Below are 22,885 nucleotides of genomic sequence, written 5' to 3' on the forward strand. Positions count from 1 at the left end.
CGCACGCGCTAGGCGGGCGAATCCGGAAAGCTGCTCAGGATGAAGCCCGGGTCCCGTTCGCCGCGCGGTGTTGGGAGAGCCGTCGGAGTTCCGGCCGTGATCCAGCCCACGAACGTTTCTCCCGCCCCGCAAAAGGCGGAGACGATCGCCGGATCGGCGGCACGGGCGCCGGCCACCATCTTTCCCGCGAATCCCATGAAATGAAGGGCCGTCAGCGCATTGCTGATGGCTCCGCCCACACAGGTCCACTGTTCATGTGGAGGCACATCGGGATGGTCCGGGTCGATCCGGGCGACCACCGCCACTGCCACGGGAGCCTGCAGGGCGCGCGTGCGTTCGGCAACCAATTGCGCGCCTTTCTTTCCCTTGCGGCGTCCATAGTCCTCGAACAGGTCCGCCAGGCGCTCCAGCCCGCGGCCGCGCAGGACCACGAAGCGGAACGGCATCAGCTTGTCGTGGTCCGGCGCGCGCATGGCGGCCAAGGCCATGGCCCAGAGCTGGTCGTCGGAGGGGCCCGGTGCCCCCAGATGCCTGCCGCTCACCGAGTACCGGGTCAGCAGCAGTTGCAGGGCCGCGCCGCCTTCCGGGGTCGCCGCCTGGATCGCCATGTCATCGGGTTCCGGCTTCATACCACCCTTTGCTCGCATTCACGACCTTCACCACCACGAGCATGACCGGCACCTCGATCAGCACGCCGACCACCGTCGCGAGCGCCGCGCCGGAATCGAGCCCGAAGAGCGTGATCGCGGCGGCTACCGCCAGCTCGAAGAAGTTGCTCGCGCCGATGAGGCAAGACGGCCCCGCCACCTCGTGCGCCACGCCCAGCGTGCGGTTCAGGAGGTAGGCCAGGCCCGAGTTGAAGAACACCTGCAGCAGGATAGGCACCGCGAGGAGGGCGATCACCAGCGGCTGGCGAAGGATCGCCTCGCCCTGGAAGCCGAACAGCAGCACGATCGTGGCGAGTAGGGCCGAGATGGAGTAGGGGCCGATTCGCGCGAGTGTGGCCCGATAGGCCGCCTCCCCTTTCAGCAGTAGCACCTTGCGCCACACCTGCGAGAGCGCCACGGGCATCGCGACATAGAGGACCACCGATGCGAAGAGCGTGTCCCACGGAACGGTGATGCTCGACAGGCCCAGCAGGAGGGCCACGATTGGCGCGAAGAGCACGATCATGAGCGAATCGTTGAGCGCCACCTGCGACAGGGTGAAATACGGGTTGCCCCGGCACAACTCGCTCCACACGAACACCATGGCCGTGCAGGGCGCGGCGGCCAGCAGGATGAGCCCGGCGATGTAGCTGTCGATCTGCGCGGCTGGAAGGTGCGCGGCGAACAGGTGGCGGATGAAGATCCAGCCGAGCAGCGCCATCGAGAACGGTTTCACCGCCCAGTTCACGAAGAGCGTGACGCCGATGCCCTTCCAGTGCGCCTTCACCTGGTGCAGGGCGCCGAAGTCGATCTTGAGGAGCATCGGCACGATCATCACCCAGATGAGCGCGCCCACCGGCAGGTTTACCCGGGCCACCTCCAGGCGTCCGATCTGCGCAAAGGCGGCCGGGAAAAGGCGGCCGAGCGCGATCCCGGCCACGATGCACAGCGCCACCCACACGGTGAGATAGCGCTCGAAGGTGCGCACCGGATCAGGCCTTCCCGATGTCGCGCAGCCGGGACTGCAGCGCGAGCTTGTCCAGCCGCGCCATCGGCAGGCCGGCGAAGAGATCGATGCGGCGCTTGAGGATCAGGAACGCCTCGTGGAAGGCCTTGCGCTTTTCCTCGTCCGTCCCCTCGACCGCGGCGGGGTCCGCGATGCCCCAATGGGCCGTCACTGGCCGGCCAGGCCAGACCGGGCATGCTTCACCCGCCGCGTTGTCGCAGACGGTGAAGACGAAGTCGAGCGCAGGTGCGCCGGGCGCTGCGAATTCGTCCCAGTTCTTGCTGCGCAGGCCTTCGGTCGGAAGCCCGTGCTTCGCGAGCAGTTGCAGGGCGAAAGGATTCACGCGGCCTGCGGGGTGGCTGCCCGCGCTGAAGCCCCGGAACCGCGCCGGATCGATGGCGCTCATGATCGATTCGGCGAGGATGGAGCGCGCCGAGTTGCCGGTGCAGAGAAAGAGGGCGTTCAGGGGCCGGCCGGGCAAGGGCTTTCCTTCAGGATTGAGGCTTGGGGGAGGACGACGGCGGGCAGCGCGACAGGGCGGTTTCCACCGTGGCGAGGCATTCGTCGGGCATGGTCTGGCAGCCGTTGCGGGTGAGGCAGGACAACAGCGCGGCCATCCGGCGGGGCATCGCCCTCGGTGCCCGATTCGAGCAGTTGGCGAAAGCCCTTCAGGCGCGATTCGTTTGCCAGTGCGGCAAGGGCGGCAACGGCATCCTTGATCTGCATAGTTCCAGAATTATCGAAACGACGATCGATGTCAACCCCGTCAATAGCCACTCCACGGGTCCGGGAATGGCTCAAATTGACCGGGTATGCGCCGAACCTGTAAAATCCTTCGGTTTTGAGGAGCGCATATGCGGCAGAAACACGTCGTCGGGAACTGGAAGCTGAATGGAAGCCTTCCCGGCAACGAAACGCTGCTGCGGGCGATCCTCAAGGAAGTGACGCCGAAGGCCGGCCGCCACCTCGCGGTGTGCGTGCCGGCGCCGTACCTGGCGCAGGTCAGCGCGCTCCTGGCGGGCACGCCGGTCGCCTGGGGCGGGCAGGACGTGAGCCGGTTCGAGAAAGGCGCCTATACCGGGGATGTCTCCGCCGCGATGTTGCGGGAATTCGGGGCCACCTACGCGATCGTCGGGCACTCCGAGCGTCGGACCGTTTTCGGGGATACGGACGCGATCGTGGCGGAAAAGGTCGCCGCCGCCCGGAAGGCCGGCCTCGTGCCTATCTTCTGCGTGGGCGAGACACTGGAGGAGCGCGAGCGCGGTGTGACCGAAGCGGTGCTCGCCCGGCAGCTCGACGCGGTTCTCGAGAAGTCCGGGCCTGCGGCGCTGGACGGCGGATTGCTGGCATACGAGCCGGTGTGGGCCATCGGGACCGGCAGGACGGCCACGTCGGCACAGGCGCAGGAAGCGCATGCGTTCCTGCGCGGACGGGTGGCACTGAAGGATGCGGCCGTGGCCGCGCGGCTGCCGATGCTGTACGGCGGCAGCGTGAAGGGCGCGAACGCGGCGGAATTGTTTGCGATGCCCGATGTCGATGGAGGGTTGATCGGCGGGGCGGCGCTGGTAGCGGATGAATTCGTGGCGATCTGGCGGGCAGCCGTCGCCGCAAGCTGAAAGGCAGGAAATGCATACCCTGGTAATCGTGTTTCACGTGATCGCGGCGGTGTCCATCGTCGTCCTGGTGCTCCTGCAGCACGGCAAGGGCGCCGACATGGGCGCGGCGTTCGGCAGCGGCTCGGCGGGCAGCCTCTTCGGCTCCTCGGGCGCCGCCAACTTCCTGTCGCGTTCCACGGGCGTGCTGGCCGCGGTGTTCTTCGTGACCAGCCTGGGCCTCACCTTCCTGTCGGCATCGCCCTCGAAGTCCGGCGGTGTCACGCAGTCGATCAAGACGGATGCCGGCTCGCCCGCCACGCAACCGGCCGTGCCCGCGCCCACGGCGCCGGCGAAGCCGGGGGATCCCCTGTCGAAGTCCTCGGAGATCCCGAAGTAATCCTCGCAGCACCTGAAGCACACAATGCGGTCGTGGTGGAATTGGTAGACACGCTGTCTTGAGGGGGCAGTGCCGAAAGGCGTGAGAGTTCGAGTCTCTCCGACCGCACCAGTTCGAATGAAGTCGCCGGGCTTCCGTGATCCTCCGGCACGGGTTACGCGTTCCCATTCAGGCGCCATGCTGGAAAACTACTTTCCCGTCCTGCTGTTCCTCGCCATCGGATGCGCCGTGGGCATCGGAGCGATCGTCGTGAGCGGCGTGCTCGGCCGCCTGACGGGCGCCTACCACCCCGACCCGGAGAAGCTGGCCCCGTACGAGTGCGGCTTCGAGGCCTTCGAGGACGCGCGCATGAAGTTCGACGTGCGCTACTACCTCGTGGCCATCCTCTTCATCCTCTTCGACCTCGAGATCGCCTTCCTCTTTCCCTGGGCCATCGTGCTGCAGGAAATCGGCTGGTTCGGCTTCATCGCCATGATGATCTTCCTCGCCATCCTCACCGTGGGCTTCGTCTACGAGTGGAAGAAGGGGGCGCTCGAATGGGAGTGACGGCATGGGCGCGCTGAAAGAGGGCGGGATCTCCGACCAGGGCTTCGTCGTGACCCAGGTGGACAACGTGCTCAACTGGGCGCGCACGGGGTCGCTGTGGCCGATGACCTTCGGGCTGGCCTGCTGCGCCGTCGAGATGATGCACGCCGGGGCCTCGCGCTACGACCTCGACCGCTTCGGCATCGTCTTCCGCCCCAGCCCGCGCCAGTCCGACCTGATGATCGTGGCCGGCACGCTGTGCAACAAGATGGCGCCGGCGCTGCGCCGCGTGTACGACCAGATGGCCGAGCCGCGCTGGGTGCTCTCCATGGGCTCTTGCGCCAACGGCGGCGGCTATTACCACTATTCCTATTCCGTCGTGCGGGGTTGCGACCGCATCGTGCCCGTGGACATCTACGTCCCCGGTTGCCCGCCGACGGCGGAGGCGCTGATCTACGGCCTGCTGCAGTTGCAGAACAAGATCAAGCGCACCCACACGATCCGCCGCCGCTAGCCATGCCGGAAACCCTCCGGGCCCTGCAAGAAGCCGTCGCCGCCGCGCTGGGGCGAGGCTCGCCCGCGCCAGCGTCGACCGGGGCGAGCTCACCGTGGAGGTGGCGGCCGCGAACCTCGTGGAGTCCGCGCGCATCCTGCGCGACCACGACTCGCTCGCGTTCTCCACGCTCGTCGACCTGTGCGCCAACGACTATGAGGGTTTCGGCGATGTCCCGCGCGATGGCCCGCGCTTCGCCGTCGTCCTGCACCTGCTCTCCCTTCGCCACAACCGGCGCCTGCGGGTGAGGGTGTACTGCCCGGAAGACGGGTTCCCCGTCGTGGATTCGCTCATCGACGTGTGGCCGTCCGCCAACTGGTACGAACGCGAGGCGTTCGACCTGTACGGCGTGGTCTTCGAAGGGCACCCGGACCTGCGCCGAATCCTCACCGACTACGGCTTCATGGGCCACCCGTTCCGCAAGGACTTTCCCATCTCCGGCCACGTCGAGATGCGCTACGACCCCGTGCAGAAGCGCGTGATTTACCAGCCGGTCACCATCAGGGCGAGCCTGGCGAGATCAAGCTGCGCGTCATGGCTCCGCGCGGCATTCCTACGGCGTGCGCAAGCGCAAGTCACCCCGATCACTGGGAGGCCAGCGTGGCCGAGATCAAGAACTACACGATGAATTTTGGCCCGCAGCACCCGGCGGCGCACGGCGTGCTGCGCCTGGTGCTGGAGCTGGACGGGGAAGTCGTCCAGCGCGCGGACCCGCACATCGGCCTGCTGCACCGCGGCACGGAGAAGCTCGCCGAGACGCGCACCTTCCTGCAGAGCGTGCCGTACATGGACCGCCTCGACTACGTGTCGATGATGGCCAACGAGCACGCGTACGTGATGGCTATCGAGAGGCTCGTGGGCGTCAAGGTCCCGGTGCGCGCGCAGTACATCCGCGTGATGTTCGACGAGATCACGCGCATCCTGAATCACCTGCTGTGGATCGGCTCGCACGCGCTCGACGTGGGCGCGATGACGGTGTTCCTCTACGCCTTCCGGGAACGCGAGGACCTCATGGACATGTACGAGGCCGTCTCGGGCGCTCGCATGCACGCGGCCTACTACCGGCCGGGCGGCGTGTACCGGGATCTTCCCGAGCGCATGCCGCAGTACCAGGCGTCCAACCAGCGAAGCGCCGCGGAGATCGTCCGCCTCAACGGCAACCGCCAGGGCTCGCTCCTCGATTTCATCGAGGACTTCACGAACCGTTTCCCGGCCTGCGTGGACGATTACGAGACGCTCCTCACCGAGAACCGCATCTGGAAGCAGCGCACGGTCGGCATCGGCGTGGTGTCGCCGGAGCGCGCGCAGGCCCTGGGCTTCACCGGCCCCATGCTGCGCGGATCCGGCATCGCCTGGGACCTGAGGAAGAAGCAGCCCTACGAGGTGTACGACCGGATGGATTTCGACATCCCCGTCGGCACCAACGGCGACTGCTACGACCGCTACCTGGTGCGGGTGCAGGAGATGCGCGAATCGAACCGCATCATCCGGCAATGCGTGAGTGGCTGCGCGCGAACCCCGGCCCGGTCATCACGGACAACCACAAGGTGGCCCCGCCCTCGCGCGAGCAGATGAAGGGCTCGATGGAGGAGCTGATCCACCACTTCAAGCTCTTCACCGAAGGCATGCACGTGCCTCCCGGCGAGGTGTACGCGGCCGTCGAGCACCCGAAGGGCGAGTTCGGCATCTACCTGGTTTCCGACGGGGCGAACAAGCCCTGGCGCCTGAAGATCCGCGCCCCGGGCTTCCCGCACCTGGCGGCCATGGACGAGATCACCCGCGGCCACATGATCGCGGACGTGGTCGCGATCATCGGCACGATGGACATCGTGTTCGGGGAGATCGACCGGTGAGCGGGATCGGCAAGCGCGTGGTGAACGTCGACGAGCTGCGGCTCGAGCACTTCGCCGCCGCGGGCGGCCGGTTCGAGTCCGACGCGGTGCGTGTCGGGCCGCTTGTTGGCGCGAAGGACCTGGGCTATTCCTACGACGTCGTCCAGCCCGGCAAGATCTCCTGCCCGTTCCACAGCCACCGCGCCGAGGAGGAGATGTTCTTCATCGTGAAGGGCGAGGGCACCTTGCGCTACGGGGGCGAGCGCCGCAAGGTGCGCGCCGGCGACTTCATCTGCTGCCCGGTGGGAGGCACCGAGACCGCCCACCAGATCGTGAACGACTCCGGCACCGAGCTCGCCTACATCTCCGTGAGCACCATGATGCCCGCCGAGGTGTGCGAGTACCCCGACTCCGGCAAGATCGGCGCCTTCGGTGGATCGGGAGAAGGCCGCCTGCGCCACATGACGATGGCAGACGCCGGCGTCGACTACTGGAAGGGCGAGTGATGGGACTGCTCACGGTCGCCGCCCTGGAGCGCATCGAGCGCGAGGTCGCGCAAGTACCCGCCGGAGCAGCGCCAGTCGGCGGTGATGGCCTCGCTCGCCATCGCGCAGGACGAGCACGGCTGGCTCTCCAGCGAGGTCATGGAGGCCGTGGCCGAGGTGCTCGGCATGGCGCCGGTCGCGGTGTACGAGGTGGCGACCTTCTACAACATGTACAACCTGGAGCCCGCCGGCAGGCACAAGGTCACGATTTGCACCAACCTGCCCTGCGCGCTCTCCGGCGGTGAGGCCGCGGCGGAGCACCTGAAGGCGCGCCTCGGCGTGGGCTTCGGCGAGACCACGGCCGACGGCTGCGTGACGCTGCGCGAGGGCGAGTGCCTGGGCGCCTGCGGGGATGCGCCCGTGCTGCTGGTGGACAACAAGCGCATGTGCAGCTTCATGTCGAGCGAGAAGCTCGACAGGCTGATCGAGGAGCTGAAGAAGTGAGCCTCCTGGACTACGGCCCCGACGCCGTCATCATGAAGGGCCTGGACGGCGCCAACTGGCGCCTCGCGGACTACGAGGCGAGAGGCGGCTACCGGGCGCTGCGCAGGATCGCCGAGGAAAGGATCACGCCCGAGGCGGTGATCGCGGAAGTGAAGAAGTCGGCGCTTCGCGGCCGCGGCGGCGCGGGCTTCCCCACGGGCCTCAAGTGGTCGTTCATGCCGCGCGCGTTCACCGGCCAGAAATACGTCGTCTGCAATTCGGACGAAGGCGAGCCCGGCACGTTCAAGGACCGCGACATCATCCGCCACAACCCGCACGCCCTCATCGAGGGCATGATCATCGGGGGCTACGCCATCGGCGCGACCGTCGGCTACAACTACATCCACGGCGAGATCTGGGCCGACTACCTGCGCTTCGAGGAGGCGCTGGAGGAGGCGCGGGCGGCCGGCTACCTGGGCGCGGACATCCTGGGCGGCGGCTTCGACTTCCAGCTGCACGCCCACCACGGCTTCGGCGCCTACATCTGCGGCGAGGAAACCGCGCTGCTCGAGTCGCTCGAGGGCAAGAAGGGCCAGCCGCGCTTCAAGCCGCCCTTTCCGGCGAGCTACGGCCTCTACGGCAAGCCCACGACCATCAACAACACCGAGACGTTCGCCGCGGTGCCGGCCATCATCGTGAACGGAGGCGACTGGTTCCTCGAGCTGGGCAAGCCCAACAACGGCGGCACCAAGATCTTCTCGGTCTCCGGCCACGTGAACCGCCCCGGCAACTACGAAGTCCGGCTGGGCACGCCCTTCGCGAAGCTGCTCGAGATGGCCGGCGGCATGCGCGGCGGCAGGAGCCTCAAGGCCGTGATTCCGGGCGGCTCCTCGATGCCGGTGCTGCCGGCCGAGGTGATGATGTCGCTGGACATGGACTACGACTCCATCCAGAAGGCAGGGTCGTTCCTGGGCTCCGGCGCGGTCATCGTGATGGACGACAGCACCTGCATGGTGAAGGCGGCCGAGCGGCTCGCCTATTTCTATTTCGAGGAATCCTGCGGGCAGTGCACGCCCTGCCGCGAGGGCACGGGCTGGTTGTACCGGATCATCCACCGCATCGAGAACGGCCGCGGCCGTCCCGAGGACCTCGACCTTCTGCTGAACCTCGCGGACAACATCCAGGGCCGCACGATCTGCGCGCTCGGCGATGCCGCCGCGATGCCGGTGCGCGCGTTCGTGAAGCAGTTCCGCGCCGAGTTCGAGCACCACATAGAGCACAAGCGCTGCCTGGTCAGGATGGGGGAAGGTTACTCGTCTCCGGGCACGGCACCGCCACAGCCCTCGACGTCCTCGTTGATGGGCAACCTGTCCCCGTGACGATCACATGACGATCAACCTCGAAATCGACGGCAAGTCCGTCCAGGTCGAAAACGGCGCCACGGTGATGGAGGCCGCCAACCGGCTCGGCACCTTCGTGCCGCACTTCTGCTACCACAAGAAGCTGTCCATCGCGGCCAACTGCCGCATGTGCCTCGTGCAGGTGGAGAAGGCGCCCAAGCCGCTGCCGGCCTGCGCGACTCCCGCCACCGAGGGCATGAAGGTGTGGACGCAGTCCGACCTCGCCATCGCCGCCCAGAAGGGCGTGATGGAGTTCCTCCTCATCAACCATCCGCTCGACTGCCCCATCTGCGACCAGGGCGGCGAGTGCCAGCTGCAGGACCTCGCGGTGGGCTACGGCGGCTCGTGCTCGCGCTACGAGGAAGAAAAGCGCGTGGTGGTGAACAAGAACCTGGGCCCGCTCATCTCCACCGACATGACGCGCTGCATCCACTGCACGCGCTGCGTGCGCTTCGGCCAGGAAATCGCGGGGGTCATGGAGCTTGGCATGGCCGGCAGGGGCGAGCACGCCGAGATCCTTTCCTTCGTGGGCCGCACGGTCGATTCCGAGCTTTCCGGAAACATGATCGACCTGTGTCCCGTGGGCGCTCTCACCTCGAAGCCGTTCCGGTTCTCGGCCCGCACCTGGGAGCTCGCCCGCCGCAAGTCGGTGTCGCCGCACGACGGGCTGGGGTCCAGCCTCGTGATGCAGGTGATGCAGGATCGCGTGATGCGCGTCGTTCCGTACGAGAACGACGCCATCAACGAGTGCTGGCTCTCGGACCGCGACCGCTTCGCCTACGAGGGCCTCAACACCGAGGACCGCCTCACCCGCCCGATGGTATGCAAGGACGGCGCCTGGATCGAAACGGACTGGCCGGAGGCGCTGGAAGCCGTCGCGAAGGGCCTGAAGGAGGCGGTCGCGAAACACGGCCCGGCCGCGCTGGGCGTGCTCCTGTCGCCCACGCTCACGCTGGAGGAACTCGCGCTGGCCACGAAGCTCGCGCGCGGGCTCGGCACCGGCAACATCGACTACCACTTCCGGTCGCTCGATTCGCGTGCCCGCTTCGCCGGCGCCCCCTGGCTCGGCATGAGGATCGCCGAGCTGGGCCGCCAGCAGGCGGTCCTCCTCGTGGGCTCCACGATCCGCAAGGAGCACCCGCTCCTGGCCAACCGGCTGCGCCAGGGCGCGAAGCAGGGGCTGGCCGTCAACGTCGTGCATGTGGCGGACGACGACCTCCTCATGCCGGTGGCCCATCGCCTCGTGGCGCGGCCCTCGGGCCTGGCCATGGCGCTCGCCTCGATTGCGAAGGCCGTTGCGGAAACGGCGGGCAAGCCCCTGGAAGGCGAGGTCGCGAAGGCAACCGCCGGCGTCGCGGTGACGGACGAGGCGCGCGCCATCGCGAAGAGCCTGGCCGGGCGCGAGCGCACCGCCATCCTGCTCGGCCACTACGCGCAGCAGCATCCCGACTTCGCCGTGCTCGCCGCCATCGCCCACGAGATCGCCCGCCTCACCGGCGCGAAGTTCGGCGTGCTCGCGCAAAACGCCAACAGCGTCGGCGCGAAGCTCGTCGGCGCCATTCCCGGCCCCGGCGGGCTCGATACCCGTGGCATGGTGGCGAATCCGCCCAAGGCCTGGCTGGTCGCCGGCTTCGAGCCCGAGCGCGACGCGGCCTTGGCGCCCGCGGCGATCGCGGCGCTGATGCAGTCCGAATTCGTCGTCGCGCTTTCCGCGTGGCGCTGCTGGGCGCCCGAGTACGCCCACGTGATCCTGCCCATCGCGCCGTCGGCCGAGACAGCCGGCACGTTCGTGAACATGGAAGGCCGCGTGCAGTCGTTCCATGCGGTCGTGAAGCCGCGGGGCGAGACCCGCCCCGGCTGGAAGGTGCTGCGCATGCTGGGCTCGATGCTCGGGCTCGACGGATTCACGGCCGACACGGTCGAGGCCGTCCGCGCCGGGATCGCGCCGGACCTGCAGGCCTGGGCCGATGCGGGGCTCGCGAACGACCTCGCGCCCTTCCCGATTTCGCTGGGCCTTCCCGGCACGGGCCTCGAGCGCGTGGCCGAATGGCCCCTCTACGGCACCGATCCGCAGGTACGCCGCGCGCCGAGCCTGCAGAGGACCGCCGAGGCGAAAGCGGCCACGAAGGCGCGCATGAACGCGGCGACGGCGATCGCTGCGGGGCTCGCCCCGGGCGACCGGGTTCGCGTGTCGCAAGGCGGGGGCGAGGCCGAGTTCGCGGTGGCGATCGACCCCGCGCTTGCCGACGGTTGCGTTCGCATCGCGCGCGGCATTGCCGCTTCGGTCGCACTGGGCGAGGGCCCCCTCACCCTCGCCAAGGTCCGCGCGGAGAGCGCCGCATGACGCAGCTCATCGGCACCGTGCAGGAAACCATCCAGGGCTGGTTCGGCCCGGCGTGGGGACCGTACGCGTGGACGTTCGCGAAGTCGCTCGCGGGCATCGTGGCCGTGCTCGTGCCGCTGCTGCTCACCGTCCTCTACTACCAGCTCGTCGAGCGCTGGGTCATCGGCTGGATCCAGGTGCGCAAGGGCCCGAACCGCGTGGGCTGGAAAGGTGTGCTGCAGCCCATCGCGGACGCGATCAAGCTCCTCATGAAGGAGCGCATCGTTCCCGCGGGCGCCTCCAAGGGGCTGTTCGTCCTGGCGCCGATCCTGTCCGTGGCGCCGGCACTCGCCGTGTGGGCGGTGGTGCCCTTCGCGCCGGGCTGGGTGATCGCGAACGTGGACGCGGGGATCCTCGTGGTGCTGGCGATGACCTCGATGGGCGTTTACGGGATCATCATCGCCGGCTGGGCCTCGAACTCGAAGTACGCGTTCCTGGGCGCCATGCGCTCGGCCGCGCAGGTGGTCTCCTACGAGATCGCGATGGGCTTCGCGCTGGTGGGCGCGCTCATGGCCGGGAGAAGCCTGAACCTCACCGAGATCGTGATGCGCCAGGACGGCAACTGGGGTTTCCTCGAGTGGTTCTGGCTGCCGCTCCTGCCCTTCTTCGTCGTCTATTTCATCGCGGGGCTCGCGGAAACCAACCGCCTTCCCTTCGACGTGGCCGAGGGCGAAAGCGAGCTGGTGGCCGGGTTCCACGTCGAATACTCGGGGATGACCTTCGCGGTCTTCTTCCTGGCCGAGTACGCGAACATGATCCTGGTCTCCACCCTCGCGAGCCTGCTCTTCGTGGGCGGCTGGCTCTCGCCGTTCAATTTCGCCGCCCTGCACGGGGTGCCGGTGCTCGGGCTCCTGGCCGCCCCCGGCATCCACTGGCTGCTCGCGAAGATCGCGTTCTTCATGTTCCTGTTCGTCTGGGTGCGCGCCTCCTTCCCGCGCTACCGCTACGACCAGATCATGCGCCTGGGCTGGAAGGTGTTCATCCCCATCACGCTCGTGTGGATCGTGGTCACCGGCGTCATGATGCTCGAGCCCCTGCGCAGCACCGCGCCCTTCTCCATCTGGTTCGGGAAATGACCGCCATGTGGGATCGCGCGAAGGAAATCGCCTCGAGCTTCATGCTCTCGGAGTTCCTGAAGGGGCTGGGCCTCACGGGGCGCTTCCTCTTCGCGCGCAAGGTCACCATCTACTTCCCCGAGGAGAAGACGCCGCAGAGCGTGCGCTTCCGCGGCCTGCACGCGCTGCGCCGCTACCCCAACGGGGAGGAGCGCTGCATCGCCTGCAAGCTGTGCGAGGCCGTCTGCCCCGCGCTCGCGATCACCATCGAGAGCGAGGAGCGCCAGGACGGCACGCGCCGCACCACCCGCTACGACATCGACCTCACCAAGTGCATCTTCTGCGGCTTCTGCGAGGAGAGCTGCCCGGTGGATTCCATCGTCGAGACGCGCATCCTCGAGTACCACGGCGAGGCCCGGGGCGACCTCTACTGCACCAAGCCCGTGCTGCTCGCAACCGGCGACCGGTACGAGGCGCAAATAGCGGCGGACCGCGCCGAGGATGCAAGATTCCGATGAACCTGCCGCTACTCGCCTTCTACGTGAGCGCCGCGATCCTGCTGTTCGCGGCCCTGCGCGTCATCACGGCCCGCAACCCCGTGCATGCCGCGCTCTGGCTCGTGCTCGCCTTCTTCACGGCGGCGGACCTCTGGCTGCTTCTCTACGCCGAGTTCCTCGCCGTCGCGCTGGTCCTCGTTTACGTGGGCGCGGTGATGGTGCTCTTCCTCTTCGTGGTGATGATGCTCGACATCAATTTCGACAAGTTGCGCGAGGGCTTCTGGCGGCACGTGCCGCTCGCCGGAGGCATCGGCCTGCTGATGGCGCTCGAGATGTCGCTGGTGCTCGCCTCGCGCGAGTTCGGCGCGGAATCGGCGCCCTCGCCGGGCGCGCCTCCCGCCGGCTACTCCAACACCAAGGCGCTGGGCCGCCTCATCTACACGGACTATGTGTTCCCGTTCGAGCTGGCGGCCGTGGTGCTTCTGGTGGCGATCGTCGCGGCCATCGCGCTGACCCTTCGCCGCCGCAAGGCAACGCGCTACCAGGACCCGGCCGAGCAGCTCGCCGCCTCCAAGGCGACGCGGCTGAAGATCGTGAAGGACGCGCCGGCGCCGGGCGGGTCCGCCACCGGGGGAGGCGCGGCCCGATGATCCCGCTCAACCACTTCCTCGTCCTCGGGGCCCTGCTCTTCGCGATCGCGGTGGTGGGGATATTCCTCAACCGGAAGAACCTCATCGTGATCCTCATGGCCATCGAGCTGATGCTGCTCGCCGTGAACATGAACTTCGTCGCCTTCTCGCACTTCCTGGGCGACCCCGCGGGGCAGGTGTTCGTGTTCTTCATCCTCACGGTGGCCGCGGCGGAATCGGCCATCGGCCTGGCGATCCTGGTGACGCTCTTCCGGAACCTGCAGTCGATCGACGTCGACGACATGGATTCCCTCAAGGGATGAGGCGCCGATGGAACTGATGACGATCGCCCTCATCGCCGCCCTCTCCCCGCTCGCGGGTGCGCTGCTCGCGGGCCTCTTCGGCTGGAAGCTGGGGCGCGCGTTCGCGCACACGGTGACGATCGCTTCCGTGGCGATCTCGCTCGCGGCTTCCGCCGTGCTGCTGCGGGAGGTCGCGTCGGGGTATTCCTTCTCCGGCGTGCTCTACACCTGGCTTTCGGGCGCGGGGTGGTCGATGCACGTGGGCTTCCTCGTGGACCGCCTGACGGCAGTGATGATGGTGGTGGTCACGTTCGTGTCGCTCATGGTGCACGTCTACACCATCGGCTACATGGCCGACGATCCGGGCTACCAGCGTTTCTTCGCCTACATCTCGCTCTTCACCTTCTCGATGCTGATGCTGGTGATGGCGGACAACTTCCTGCAGCTCTTCTTCGGCTGGGAGGCGGTGGGCCTCGTCTCCTACCTGCTCATCGGCTTCTGGTTCAAGCGGCCGACCGCCGTCTACGCGAACCTGAAGGCCTTCCTCGTGAACCGCGTGGGCGACTTCGGGTTCCTGCTGGGCATCGGCTTCGTCTTCGCGTACTTCGGCACGCTCGACTATGCCGATGTGTTCGCCAGGGCGCCCTCGCTCGCCTATGTCGGGGTGGAGCTGGTGCCGGGCAGTTCCGTGGCGCTCGGCACGATCATCTGCATCGGGCTCTTCATCGGCGCCATGGGCAAGAGCGCCCAGTTCCCGCTGCACGTGTGGCTGCCCGATTCCATGGAGGGCCCCACGCCCATCTCCGCGCTCATCCACGCGGCGACGATGGTGACGGCCGGCATCTTCATGGTGGCGCGCATGTCGCCGCTTTTCGAGCTTTCGCAGGCGGCGCTCTCGTTCGTCATCGTGATCGGGGCCATCACCGCGTTCTTCATGGCGCTCATCGCCATCGTCCAGGTGGACATCAAGCGGGTCGTCGCCTATTCCACCCTCTCGCAGCTGGGCTACATGACCATGGCGCTGGGGGCGGCGGCCTACCCGGTGGCGATCTTCCACCTGATGACGCACGCCTTCTTCAAGGCGGTGCTGTTCCTGGGCGCCGGCTCGGTCATCATCGCGCTGCACCACGAGCAGGACATGCGCAGGATGGGCGGGCTGCGCAAGTACATGCCCATCACCTACCTCACGGTCCTCATCGGTGCGCTGGCGAACGCGGGCCTGCCCCCGTTCGCCGGGTTCTTCTCCAAGGATTCGATCATCGAGGCGCTGCAGCTTTCACAGACGCCCGGGGCCGGGTTCGCCTACGCGCTCGCGCTGGCCGGCGTGTTCGTCGGCGGCTTCTACTCCTTCCGGCTGGTGTTCTTCGCCTTCCACGGCAAGGAGCGCTTCGAGACGCACGGCGAAGCGCACGGGCATGGCGGCAAGCCCCATGAAACGCCGTGGGTGGTGACCGTGCCGCTGGTCCTGCTCGCGATTCCGTCGGTCCTCATCGGCTGGGTCGCGATCGGGCCGATGCTCTACGGAGGATGGTTCGGCCAGTCGATTGCGCCCACGGAGACGATGAGGGAGATGGCGAAGCACTTCCATGGCGCCGGCAGCATGGTCCTGCACGCCTTCGGCACGCCTGCGTCCTGGCTCGCGCTCGGCGGCGCGGCGCTCGCGGGCTACCTGTATCTGGTTCGCCCGGACCTGCCGGCCGTGATCAAGGCGAAATCCGGCTTCCTCGCCACCCTCCTCGAGCGCAAGTACTACTTCGACGAGTTCAACGACTGGTTCTTCGCCGGCGGCGCCCGCAAGCTCGGCCACGGGCTCTGGCTGTGGGGCGATCGCACGATCATCGACGGGATCATGGTGAACGGCACGGCCAAGGCCATCGGCTGGTTCGCCGGCGTCGCCCGGCGCACGCAGACCGGCTTCGTCTACCACTACGCGTTCACGATGATCATCGGCGTCTTCGGCTCCTCACGCTCACCCTCATGCACGCGGGGATCTAGAAGACATGCCGCAGGGCTTCCCGATCCTCTCCGTCGTCACCTGGCTGCCGATCCTCTTCGGCGCTGCGGTGCTTGCGCTGGGCTCCGACCGCAACCCGGCGGTGGCGCGCTGGACGGCGCTTGCGGGCTCGGTGCTCGGCTTCCTCGCCGGCCTGCCCCTGTGGACGGGCTTCAGCCCGGCCGCGGGCGGGGCGATGCAGTTCCAGGAGCTTGCGCCCTGGATCCCGTTCTTCAACGTGAACTACCACCTGGGGGTGGACGGCATCTCCATGCCGCTCATCCTCCTCAACAGCTTCATGACGGTGCTGGTGGTGATCGCGCACTGGGAGGTGATCACGGACCGGGTGGGCCAGTACCTCGCGGCCTTCCTCGTCATGTCCGGGCTCGTCAACGGCACCTTCGCCGCGCTCGACGCGATCCTCTTCTACGTGTTCTTCGAGGCGATGCTCATCCCGATGTTCCTCATCATCGGCGTGTGGGGCGGCCCGAACCGCGTGTACGCCGCGGTCAAGTTCTTCCTGTACACGCTGCTGGGCTCGCTCCTCATGCTGGCCGCGTTCATCTACCTCTACTCCAGACCAACGGCAGCTTCGAGATCCTGGATTTCCACAAGCTGCCGCTCGGGATCACGGCGCAGGTGCTCGTGTTCCTCGCCATGTTCATGTCCTTCGCGGTGAAGGTGCCGATGTGGCCGGTGCACACGTGGCTGCCGGACGCGCACGTGGAGGCGCCCACGGGCGGCTCGGTGATCCTCGCGGCCATCACCCTGAAGATCGGCGCGTACGGGTTCCTGCGCTTCAGCATGCCGATCGCGCCCGACGCCTCCCACGCGCTCGCCGGCTTCATGATCACGCTCTCCCTCATCGCGGTGGTCTATATCGGCCTGGTGGCGCTGGTGCAGGTGGACATGAAGAAGCTCATCGCCTATTCGTCCATCGCGCACATGGGGTTCGTGACGCTGGGCTTCTTCCTCTTCAATGCCGACGGCGTGCTGGGCGGCCTCATCCAGATGGTCTCGCACGGCTTCATCTCGGCGGCCATGTTCCTGTGCGTGGGCGTGCTCTACGACCGGATGCACTCGCGCCTGATTGCCGACTACGGCGGGGTGGCCAACACCATGCCCGTCTTCGCGGCGTTCTTCGTGCTCTTCGCCATGGCCAACTCGGGCCTTCCGGGCACCAGCGGCTTCGTGGGCGAGTTCCTCGTGATCATGGGTGCGGTGAAGGTGAACTTCTGGACCGCGCTGCTCGCCGGCACGACGCTCATCACCGGCGCCGCCTACACGCTGTGGATGGTGAAGCGCGTGCTCTACGGCGAGGTCGCCAACGAAAACGTGGCCGCGCTCAAGGACGTGGGCCGGCGCGAGCTCGTGTTCCTCGCGCTTCTGGCGGCCTGCGTGCTCGCGATGGGCGTCTACCCGAGGCCCTTCGCCGACGTCATGAACCCGACGATCCGGGACCTGCTCAACCACGTGGCGACCACCAAGCTATGAACACGGCCACCTTTTCCCTCGCCACCCTGGCCCCCGCGATTCCCGAGATCACGCTGCTCCTCTTCGTGTCCGCGCTCCTCGTGATCGACCTCTTCGTCCCGGAACGCGACAAGCACGTCACCTTCTGGCTGGCCATCGCCTCGCTCGTGGGTTGCGCGGCGCTGTCGTGGACGCTGGTCGGCAGCGCCTCCGTGGTCACCTTCCAGGGCATGTTCGTCGTCGATCCGATGTCGCAGGTGCTCAAGGTGGCCGCGCTCCTGGCGGTGGCCGTGACGCTCGTGTACGGCCGCGTTTACCTGGAGGTGCGCGAGCTCCTGCGCGGGGAGTTCCTGTCGCTCTCGCTCTTCGCCACGCTCGGCATGATGGTGATGATCTCCGCGCACCACTTCCTCACCCTCTACCTGGGGCTCGAGCTCCTGGCGCTCTCGCTCTACGCGCTGGTCGCCCTGCAGCGCGACTCGGCGCGGGCGACCGAGGCGGCGATGAAGTACTTCGTGCTCGGGGCGCTCGCCTCCGGAATGCTGCTCTACGGCATGTCGATGCTTTACGGCGCCACCGGGTCGCTGGACATTGCGCGCGTCGCGGCCGCCCTGGGCGGCACGCATGCCAGCCAGACGCTCGCGGTCTTCGGCCTCGTCTTCGTCGTGGCGGGCATCGCCTTCAAGCTGGGCGCGGTTCCCTTCCACATGTGGATACCGGACGTGTACCACGGGGCGGCCACGCCGGCGACGCTCTTCATCGGCGCCGCGCCAAAGATCGCCGCGTTCGCCTTCGTGATGCGGCTGCTGGCCCAGGGGCTGGGCGGGATGAGCGGCGACTGGCAGCAGATGCTCGCGATCCTCGCGGTCGCATCCATCGGCCTGGGCAATCTGGTCGCGATCGCGCAGACGAACCTGAAGCGCATGCTCGCCTACTCGACCATCTCGCACATGGGCTTCCTGCTGCTGGGCATCCTCGCGGGCACCGACAACGGCTACAGCTCGGCCATGTTCTACGTGATCACCTACGTGCTCATGACGCTGGGGGCCTTCGGGATGATCCTGCTCCTGTCGCGCGCCGGCTTCGAAGCGGAGGAGATCGAGGACTTCAGGGGCCTGAACCGCCGCTCGAAGTGGTACGCCTTCGTGATGCTGGTCATCATGTTTTCCCTGGCGGGCATCCCGCCGGCGGTGGGTTTCCTCGCGAAGCTGGCCGTGCTTCAGGCGGCTTTCGAGGCGGGATACGGGTGGCTCGTGGTGTTCGCCGTGCTGATGAGCGTGGTGGGCGCGTTCTACTACCTGCGCGTCGTGAAGCTCATGTACATGGACGAGCCGGCCGGGGAAATCACGATAGCTCCGCGCAGCGACATGCGTGTGCTCCTGTCGGCGAACGCGATTGCGGTCCTGGCGCTCGGCGTGGTCCCGGCGCCCCTGATGGACCTGTGCGCGCGGGCGATCACGGCCAGCCTCTAGGACCCAGCACGTGAGCCGCCCGCCGGATCCGACCGGGGATTTCACCGAATCCATGCTCTCCACGACGCTTGCCTACGACGGCGGGCTCCTCAAGCTGCGCCGCGACGAGGTGCGCCTGCCGGACGGCGCCAGCGCATGGCGTGAGTACGTCGAGCACCCCGGCGCCGTGATCATGATGGCCTTCCCCGACGAGGAAACCGTCCTCCTCGAGCGCCAGTACCGCTACCCGATGCGGCGCCACTTCCTGGAACTTCCGGCCGGGAAGATGGAGCGGGGCGAGCCGCCGCTGGCGACCGCCAGGCGAGAGCTGGTGGAGGAATGCGGCTACGAGGCGGCCGAATGGTGGCACATCGCGACGCTGCACCCCAACATCGGCTATTCCACCGAGGTGATCGAGATCTACGGCGCGCGCGATCTCACCCACGTGGGCGCCCGCCTGGATCCCGGCGAGTACCTCGAGGTCTTCCCTGCCCGCATCGATGATGCGCTGGGCTGGATCCGCGAGGGCCTGATCACCGACACGAAGACGATCATTGGACTTTTGTGGTGGTCCCGGTTCGGCCCGTCCGGGGTAAAGTAAGGGGTATCCCGGACACTTCCGGGGGAAAAGGGAAAAACAAGAATGTCTGCGCAGTCGGCAAGTACAACGGAATACGATCTCCTGGTCATCGGCGGCGGCGTCAACGGCGCGGGCATCGCGCGCGATGCAGCCGGCCGCGGCCTCAAGGTGCTGCTGGTGGAAATGGCGGACATCGCCTCCGCGACCAGCGGGTGGAGCTCCAAGCTCATCCATGGGGGGTTGCGCTACCTCGAGCACTACGAATTCCGGCTGGTGCGCGAGGCGCTGGAGGAGCGCGAGGTGCTCCTTCATGCAGCGCCCCACATCGTGCGGCCCATGCGCTTCGTGCTGCCCCATGACCGCACCATGCGCCCGGTGTGGATGATCCGCATCGGCCTGTGGATGTACGACCACCTCGGCAAGCGCGTGTCGCTTCCGGGGTCGCATGCGGTCTCCTTCCCGCACGTCGAATTCAGCGCGGGCCTCAAGCCCGAGATCCGCTCCGGCATCGTGTACTCGGATTGCCGCGTGGACGACGCGCGACTTACCCTCCTCACCGCCATGTCCGCCCGGGACAAGGGCGCGACCATCCTCACCCGGACCCGATTCACGGGCGGGCGGCGCGAGAACGGCGCCTGGCAGGCGGACCTAGAGGACATGCGCAGCGGCGCGAAGCGCACCATCACCGCCACGGCCGTGGTGAACGCGGCGGGGCCGTGGGTGTCGAGCGTGCTCCAGGGCGTTCCCCACAAGACCACGGGCGCCCACGTGCGGCTCGTGAAGGGCAGCCACATCGTCGTGCCCAAGGTCCACTCGCTCGGCCACGCGTGCATCCTGCAGAACACCGACAAGCGCGTGATCTTCGTGATCCCCTTCGAGGGCAAGTGGAGCCTCATCGGCACCACGGACGTGCCCGTCGATACGCCCGAGGAAGCCGTGGACATCACAGGGCAGGAGACGGACTACCTCATCGAGGCAACCAACCGCTTCCTCGCCAAGCCCATCTCGAAGGCCGACGTGGTGTGGACCTTCGCGGGAGTCCGCCCGCTCTATGACGACGGCAAGTCCGACCCGTCCTCGATCACGCGCGACTACGTGCTCGAGCTGGACGACGAGGGCGGCAAGGCCCCGATCCTGTCGCTCTTCGGTGGCAAGCTCACCACCTACCGGTGCCTGGCAGAAACGGCGCTGCAGAAGCTCTCGCCCTACCTGCCGCCCATGGGCCCGCTTTGGACCAAGGAAGCGCACCTCCCCGGCGGCGACATCCCCAACTTCAACGCCTTCCGCGACGAGATCTTCGACCGCTACAAGGGCTTCCCGCGTGAACTCCTCGACGGCGTCGTGCGCCGCCACGGCAGCCGCGCCAGGACCGTCCTCGGCGACATCCACAAGCCCGAAGACCTGGGCACGAACTTCGGCGCCGGCCTCACCCAGCGAGAGATCGACTGCCTCATCGCCGAGGAATGGGCCCAGACCGCCGAGGACATCCTGTGGCGGCGCACGAAGTGCGGCCTGCACATGGACGCCGCCCAGCGCGCCGCCGTCGAGGTCTACGTCGCAAGCCGCAAGGGCGGGGGGGGGGGTTTGCCAGAACACGGAGAAGACTCGACAGAATCGATGCGCCCCAGAACATCGTAGACAAGTGTCTCGACGCATTCCCTCCACCCGATGAAGCCGCTGGCCGAGTTTCCCCTCGATGCCCGCCGCGCGATCCGCGGCGTGCTGACCGACATCGACGACACGCTCACCACGCAAGGGCGCCTGCACGCGGTGGCGTATACGGCGCTCGAACGGCTGCGCGAAGCCGGGCTCCTCGTGATTCCGGTCACCGGACGCCCGGCGGGATGGTGCGACCACATCGCGCGCCTGTGGCCGGTGGACGCCGTGGTCGGCGAAAACGGCGCGTTCTGGTTCCGGCACGACGCGAAGCAGGGCAGGCTCGTGAAGCGTTACGTGATCGGGGAGTCCGAACGCGCCAGCCGCGCGCAGCGCATGGACGCCATTGCCGCGCGCATCCTGGCGCAGGTGCCGGGGTGCGGCATCGCCTCCGACCAACCCTACCGCGAGGCGGATCTGGCCATCGATTTCCGCGAGGACGTGCCGCCGCTCGGGCGCGATGCGGTGGCGCGCATCGTGGCGATCATGGAGGCCGAGGGCCTCACCGCGAAGGTGAGCTCCATCCACGTGAACGGCTGGTTCGGGGGCTACGACAAGCTCTCCACCTCGCGCCTGGCCCTCGCGGAGGATTTCGGCGTGGACCTGGACCGGGAAAGGGAGAACTTCGTCTTCGCGGGCGATTCGCCCAACGACCAGCCGATGTTCGCCTTTTTTCCCAACGCGGTCGGGGTCGCGAATGTTCGCGACATGGCGGACCTGATGCAGGTCCTGCCGCGTTACGTGGCTCCTTCGCCGGGATCGGCGGGCTTCGCCGAGATCGCCGCGGCGGTGCTTGCCGCGCGTTGAATCAGCCCGCCTCGTCGGGGAGCTTGCCCATCGAGGCCAGGATGGCGAGCAGGTTGTCGCGGCGGAAGGGCTTCGGGAGCGTCCCGTCGAAGCCGGCGGCCAGCTTTGCCTCGCGGAAGGCGGAGGAGTGGTCGATGCTGGTCGCGTAGATCTTCGTCGCCTGCGGGTCGCGCTTGATGTGGCCGCGAAGCACCTGCGCCGCGTCGGATCCGTCGAGTCCCTCGAGGCTGGTTTCCACGAAGACGATGTCGTAGAGGTCCTGGTCGAGGCAGGCGATGGCCTCGGTGAGATCGGTGGCCACGACGAGGCTCGAATCGCGCTTCCTCAGGATATGGGCCGCCAGCATGTGGCTGTCGCGGTTCGGGTCCACCAGCAGGATCGTGGCGCCTTTGCGCTGCTCGCGAAGCGAGTGTCGCGTGACGAGCGTGGGCGTTTCGTCCGCGTCCAGCGACGCGCCGGTGACCGCGACGATGGCGTCGTTCAGCTGCTTGTCCGAAAGGGGGTAACGCAGGTACGCGGCGATGCCATTCTCGCGGCAGGCGATTGCGTCGCCTGGCCTGCCCTCGGTGGCGAGCATCATCACCAGCGTATGGGAGAGCCCGGGGTGGTTGCGCACGCGGAAGGCGAGGAGGAAGCCGTCCTGCCCGGCCATGCGGTTGGGGACCAGCATGAGAGGCACGGGGTTGCCTTCCTCGTGCATGCGTTCGAGGAGGGCGATCGCCATCGCGGCGTTGTCCGCCTCCAGGGGCGTCATGCGCCAGCCGCGCAGCCGGTTCGTGATCTCGTGGCGCCGGGCCGCATCCTCGCTCACCACCAGTACCGACATGGCGACCAGCGATGCGTACGTGGGGCGTTGCACGGGCGCCGGCCCCGGTCGCACGGGGAACTCGATCGTGAAGGCGTAGATCGGCTCCGAGGGCCGCGAGCCCACCTCGAGCCTGCCGCCCATGGCAACCACCATGAAGCGCGCGACCGCGACCCCCATGCCCGCCTCGGCCGAGGATCGCGGCCCGGGCTTGTCGTCCACGCCCGGGGTCGCCGTCACGGCGAAGGAGAGCTGGATGCCGGCTTCCGTCGTGTATTCGGGCGCAATCGCGAGCAGCACGTCGGCGCCGGGGAGAACCGCGAACGCGCTT

Annotated in this window: 21 protein-coding genes, 1 tRNA gene and 4 pseudogenes; 22 read left to right on the forward strand and 4 right to left on the reverse strand. The window is 67.6% G+C overall.

Annotated elements, in window-relative coordinates; genetic code table 11:
* Positions 1–8 precede the first annotated feature (8 nt).
* Genes IPP91_13450 through IPP91_13460 form a run of 3 tightly spaced genes read right to left on the reverse strand, consistent with a single transcriptional unit; the run spans position 9 to position 2,134 of the window.
* Positions 9–629: a nitroreductase family protein gene (locus IPP91_13450; GenBank protein ID MBL0143074.1), complete on the reverse strand. Its 621-nt coding sequence runs from the start codon at positions 627–629 to the stop codon at positions 9–11.
* Positions 610–1,635, reverse strand: coding sequence for an ACR3 family arsenite efflux transporter (arsB, locus tag IPP91_13455; protein MBL0143075.1), 1,026 nt, complete (start codon positions 1,633–1,635; stop codon positions 610–612). The genes IPP91_13450 and arsB overlap by 20 nt, the downstream gene beginning before the upstream one ends.
* Before the next feature lie 4 nt (positions 1,636–1,639).
* Positions 1,640–2,134: an arsenate reductase ArsC gene (locus IPP91_13460; protein ID MBL0143076.1), complete on the reverse strand. Its 495-nt coding sequence runs from the start codon at positions 2,132–2,134 to the stop codon at positions 1,640–1,642.
* Between the two features lie 23 nt (positions 2,135–2,157).
* Between IPP91_13460 and IPP91_13465 the strand changes: the two genes are divergently transcribed.
* The 22 genes and pseudogenes from IPP91_13465 to IPP91_13570 all read left to right on the forward strand — a co-directional run bounded on the left by IPP91_13465 (position 2,158) and on the right by IPP91_13570 (position 21,749).
* Positions 2,158–2,544, forward strand: coding sequence for a hypothetical protein (locus IPP91_13465; protein ID MBL0143077.1), 387 nt, complete (start codon positions 2,158–2,160; stop codon positions 2,542–2,544).
* Positions 2,508–3,269: a triose-phosphate isomerase gene (locus tag IPP91_13470; GenBank protein MBL0143078.1), complete on the forward strand. Its 762-nt coding sequence runs from the start codon at positions 2,508–2,510 to the stop codon at positions 3,267–3,269. The genes IPP91_13465 and IPP91_13470 overlap by 37 nt, the downstream gene beginning before the upstream one ends.
* Before the next feature lie 10 nt (positions 3,270–3,279).
* Entirely contained in the window at positions 3,280–3,645 is a 366-nt protein-coding gene (secG, locus tag IPP91_13475; protein MBL0143079.1) for a preprotein translocase subunit SecG, read from the forward strand.
* A gap of 26 nt (positions 3,646–3,671) precedes the next feature.
* Positions 3,672–3,756 (forward strand) — tRNA-Leu (locus tag IPP91_13480).
* 66 nt (positions 3,757–3,822) lie between these two features.
* Positions 3,823–4,191 carry an NADH-quinone oxidoreductase subunit A gene (locus IPP91_13485; protein ID MBL0143080.1) on the forward strand — a complete coding sequence of 123 codons (369 nt, stop codon included), beginning with the start codon at positions 3,823–3,825 and terminating at the stop codon, positions 4,189–4,191.
* A 13-nt stretch (positions 4,192–4,204) separates the two neighbouring features.
* Entirely contained in the window at positions 4,205–4,684 is a 480-nt protein-coding gene (locus IPP91_13490) for an NADH-quinone oxidoreductase subunit B (protein MBL0143081.1), read from the forward strand.
* A gap of 94 nt (positions 4,685–4,778) precedes the next feature.
* A complete protein-coding gene (locus IPP91_13495; GenBank protein ID MBL0143082.1) occupies positions 4,779–5,351 on the forward strand; it encodes an NADH-quinone oxidoreductase subunit C in 573 nt (190 codons plus the stop codon).
* Positions 5,324–6,576 (forward strand): annotated as a pseudogene (locus IPP91_13500) (NADH-quinone oxidoreductase subunit D). Before IPP91_13495 ends, IPP91_13500 begins: the two are co-directional and overlap by 28 nt.
* Positions 6,573–7,061 carry a cupin domain-containing protein gene (locus IPP91_13505; GenBank protein MBL0143083.1) on the forward strand — a complete coding sequence of 163 codons (489 nt, stop codon included), beginning with the start codon at positions 6,573–6,575 and terminating at the stop codon, positions 7,059–7,061. Before IPP91_13500 ends, IPP91_13505 begins: the two are co-directional and overlap by 4 nt.
* Positions 7,061–7,544: pseudogene (gene nuoE / locus IPP91_13510) on the forward strand (NADH-quinone oxidoreductase subunit NuoE). Before IPP91_13505 ends, nuoE begins: the two are co-directional and overlap by 1 nt.
* Before the next feature lie 32 nt (positions 7,545–7,576).
* On the forward strand, positions 7,577–8,902 hold the full coding sequence (gene nuoF / locus IPP91_13515) for an NADH-quinone oxidoreductase subunit NuoF (protein MBL0143084.1): 1,326 nt from the start codon (positions 7,577–7,579) through the stop codon (positions 8,900–8,902).
* Between the two features lie 7 nt (positions 8,903–8,909).
* Positions 8,910–11,267, forward strand: a complete 2,358-nt coding sequence (locus tag IPP91_13520) for an NADH-quinone oxidoreductase subunit G (protein MBL0143085.1) — start codon at positions 8,910–8,912, stop codon at positions 11,265–11,267.
* A complete protein-coding gene (gene nuoH, locus IPP91_13525; protein MBL0143086.1) occupies positions 11,264–12,382 on the forward strand; it encodes an NADH-quinone oxidoreductase subunit NuoH in 1,119 nt (372 codons plus the stop codon). Before IPP91_13520 ends, nuoH begins: the two co-directional genes overlap by 4 nt.
* A 5-nt stretch (positions 12,383–12,387) precedes the next feature.
* Entirely contained in the window at positions 12,388–12,879 is a 492-nt protein-coding gene (gene nuoI, locus IPP91_13530) for an NADH-quinone oxidoreductase subunit NuoI (GenBank protein MBL0143087.1), read from the forward strand.
* Positions 12,876–13,508: an NADH-quinone oxidoreductase subunit J gene (locus IPP91_13535; protein ID MBL0143088.1), complete on the forward strand. Its 633-nt coding sequence runs from the start codon at positions 12,876–12,878 to the stop codon at positions 13,506–13,508. Before nuoI ends, IPP91_13535 begins: the two co-directional genes overlap by 4 nt.
* On the forward strand, positions 13,505–13,810 hold the full coding sequence (nuoK, locus tag IPP91_13540) for an NADH-quinone oxidoreductase subunit NuoK (GenBank protein MBL0143089.1): 306 nt from the start codon (positions 13,505–13,507) through the stop codon (positions 13,808–13,810). Before IPP91_13535 ends, nuoK begins: the two co-directional genes overlap by 4 nt.
* Positions 13,811–13,817: 7 nt before the next feature.
* Positions 13,818–15,746 (forward strand): annotated as a pseudogene (gene nuoL / locus IPP91_13545) (NADH-quinone oxidoreductase subunit L).
* Between the two features lie 43 nt (positions 15,747–15,789).
* Positions 15,790–17,276 (forward strand): annotated as a pseudogene (locus IPP91_13550) (NADH-quinone oxidoreductase subunit M).
* The gene (nuoN, locus tag IPP91_13555) at positions 17,273–18,727 is read left to right on the forward strand and encodes an NADH-quinone oxidoreductase subunit NuoN (protein ID MBL0143090.1); all 1,455 of its coding nucleotides are present in this window, start codon (positions 17,273–17,275) and stop codon (positions 18,725–18,727) included. The pseudogene IPP91_13550 and the gene nuoN overlap by 4 nt, the downstream one beginning before the upstream one ends.
* Positions 18,728–18,779: 52 nt before the next feature.
* Positions 18,780–19,307: an NUDIX hydrolase gene (locus IPP91_13560; GenBank protein MBL0143091.1), complete on the forward strand. Its 528-nt coding sequence runs from the start codon at positions 18,780–18,782 to the stop codon at positions 19,305–19,307.
* Positions 19,308–19,349: 42 nt separating this feature from the next.
* On the forward strand, positions 19,350–20,924 hold the full coding sequence (glpD, locus tag IPP91_13565; protein ID MBL0143092.1) for a glycerol-3-phosphate dehydrogenase: 1,575 nt from the start codon (positions 19,350–19,352) through the stop codon (positions 20,922–20,924).
* Positions 20,925–20,954: 30 nt separating this feature from the next.
* Positions 20,955–21,749, forward strand: coding sequence for an HAD-IIB family hydrolase (locus tag IPP91_13570; protein ID MBL0143093.1), 795 nt, complete (start codon positions 20,955–20,957; stop codon positions 21,747–21,749).
* A gap of 1 nt (position 21,750) precedes the next feature.
* On the opposite strand, the gene IPP91_13575 is transcribed toward IPP91_13570, so the two are convergent.
* Positions 21,751–22,885: response regulator (locus IPP91_13575; GenBank protein ID MBL0143094.1), on the reverse strand; the 1,135-nt coding region annotated here is incomplete at its 5' end.

It is taken from the genome of Betaproteobacteria bacterium (genome assembly GCA_016720855.1).
Lineage (GTDB): Bacteria > Pseudomonadota > Gammaproteobacteria > Burkholderiales > Usitatibacteraceae > FEB-7.

What these genes read in the sequence shown, in the direction of transcription:
- glpD (MBL0143092.1), top strand. Translation starts at nt 19,350, where the DNA reads ATGTCTGCGCAGTCGGCAAGTACAACGGAATACGATCTCCTGGTCATC.
- nuoN (MBL0143090.1), top strand. Translation starts at nt 17,273, where the DNA reads ATGAACACGGCCACCTTTTCCCTCGCCACCCTGGCCCCCGCGATTCCC.
- secG (MBL0143079.1), top strand. Translation starts at nt 3,280, where the DNA reads ATGCATACCCTGGTAATCGTGTTTCACGTGATCGCGGCGGTGTCCATC.
- nuoK (MBL0143089.1), top strand. Translation starts at nt 13,505, where the DNA reads ATGATCCCGCTCAACCACTTCCTCGTCCTCGGGGCCCTGCTCTTCGCG.
- IPP91_13450 (MBL0143074.1), bottom strand. Translation starts at nt 629, where the DNA reads ATGAAGCCGGAACCCGATGACATGGCGATCCAGGCGGCGACCCCGGAA.
- IPP91_13570 (MBL0143093.1), top strand. Translation starts at nt 20,955, where the DNA reads ATGAAGCCGCTGGCCGAGTTTCCCCTCGATGCCCGCCGCGCGATCCGC.
- IPP91_13560 (MBL0143091.1), top strand. Translation starts at nt 18,780, where the DNA reads ATGCTCTCCACGACGCTTGCCTACGACGGCGGGCTCCTCAAGCTGCGC.
- nuoH (MBL0143086.1), top strand. Translation starts at nt 11,264, where the DNA reads ATGACGCAGCTCATCGGCACCGTGCAGGAAACCATCCAGGGCTGGTTC.
- nuoI (MBL0143087.1), top strand. Translation starts at nt 12,388, where the DNA reads ATGTGGGATCGCGCGAAGGAAATCGCCTCGAGCTTCATGCTCTCGGAG.
- IPP91_13535 (MBL0143088.1), top strand. Translation starts at nt 12,876, where the DNA reads ATGAACCTGCCGCTACTCGCCTTCTACGTGAGCGCCGCGATCCTGCTG.
- IPP91_13520 (MBL0143085.1), top strand. Translation starts at nt 8,910, where the DNA reads ATGACGATCAACCTCGAAATCGACGGCAAGTCCGTCCAGGTCGAAAAC.
- nuoF (MBL0143084.1), top strand. Translation starts at nt 7,577, where the DNA reads ATGAAGGGCCTGGACGGCGCCAACTGGCGCCTCGCGGACTACGAGGCG.
- IPP91_13470 (MBL0143078.1), top strand. Translation starts at nt 2,508, where the DNA reads ATGCGGCAGAAACACGTCGTCGGGAACTGGAAGCTGAATGGAAGCCTT.
- IPP91_13485 (MBL0143080.1), top strand. Translation starts at nt 3,823, where the DNA reads ATGCTGGAAAACTACTTTCCCGTCCTGCTGTTCCTCGCCATCGGATGC.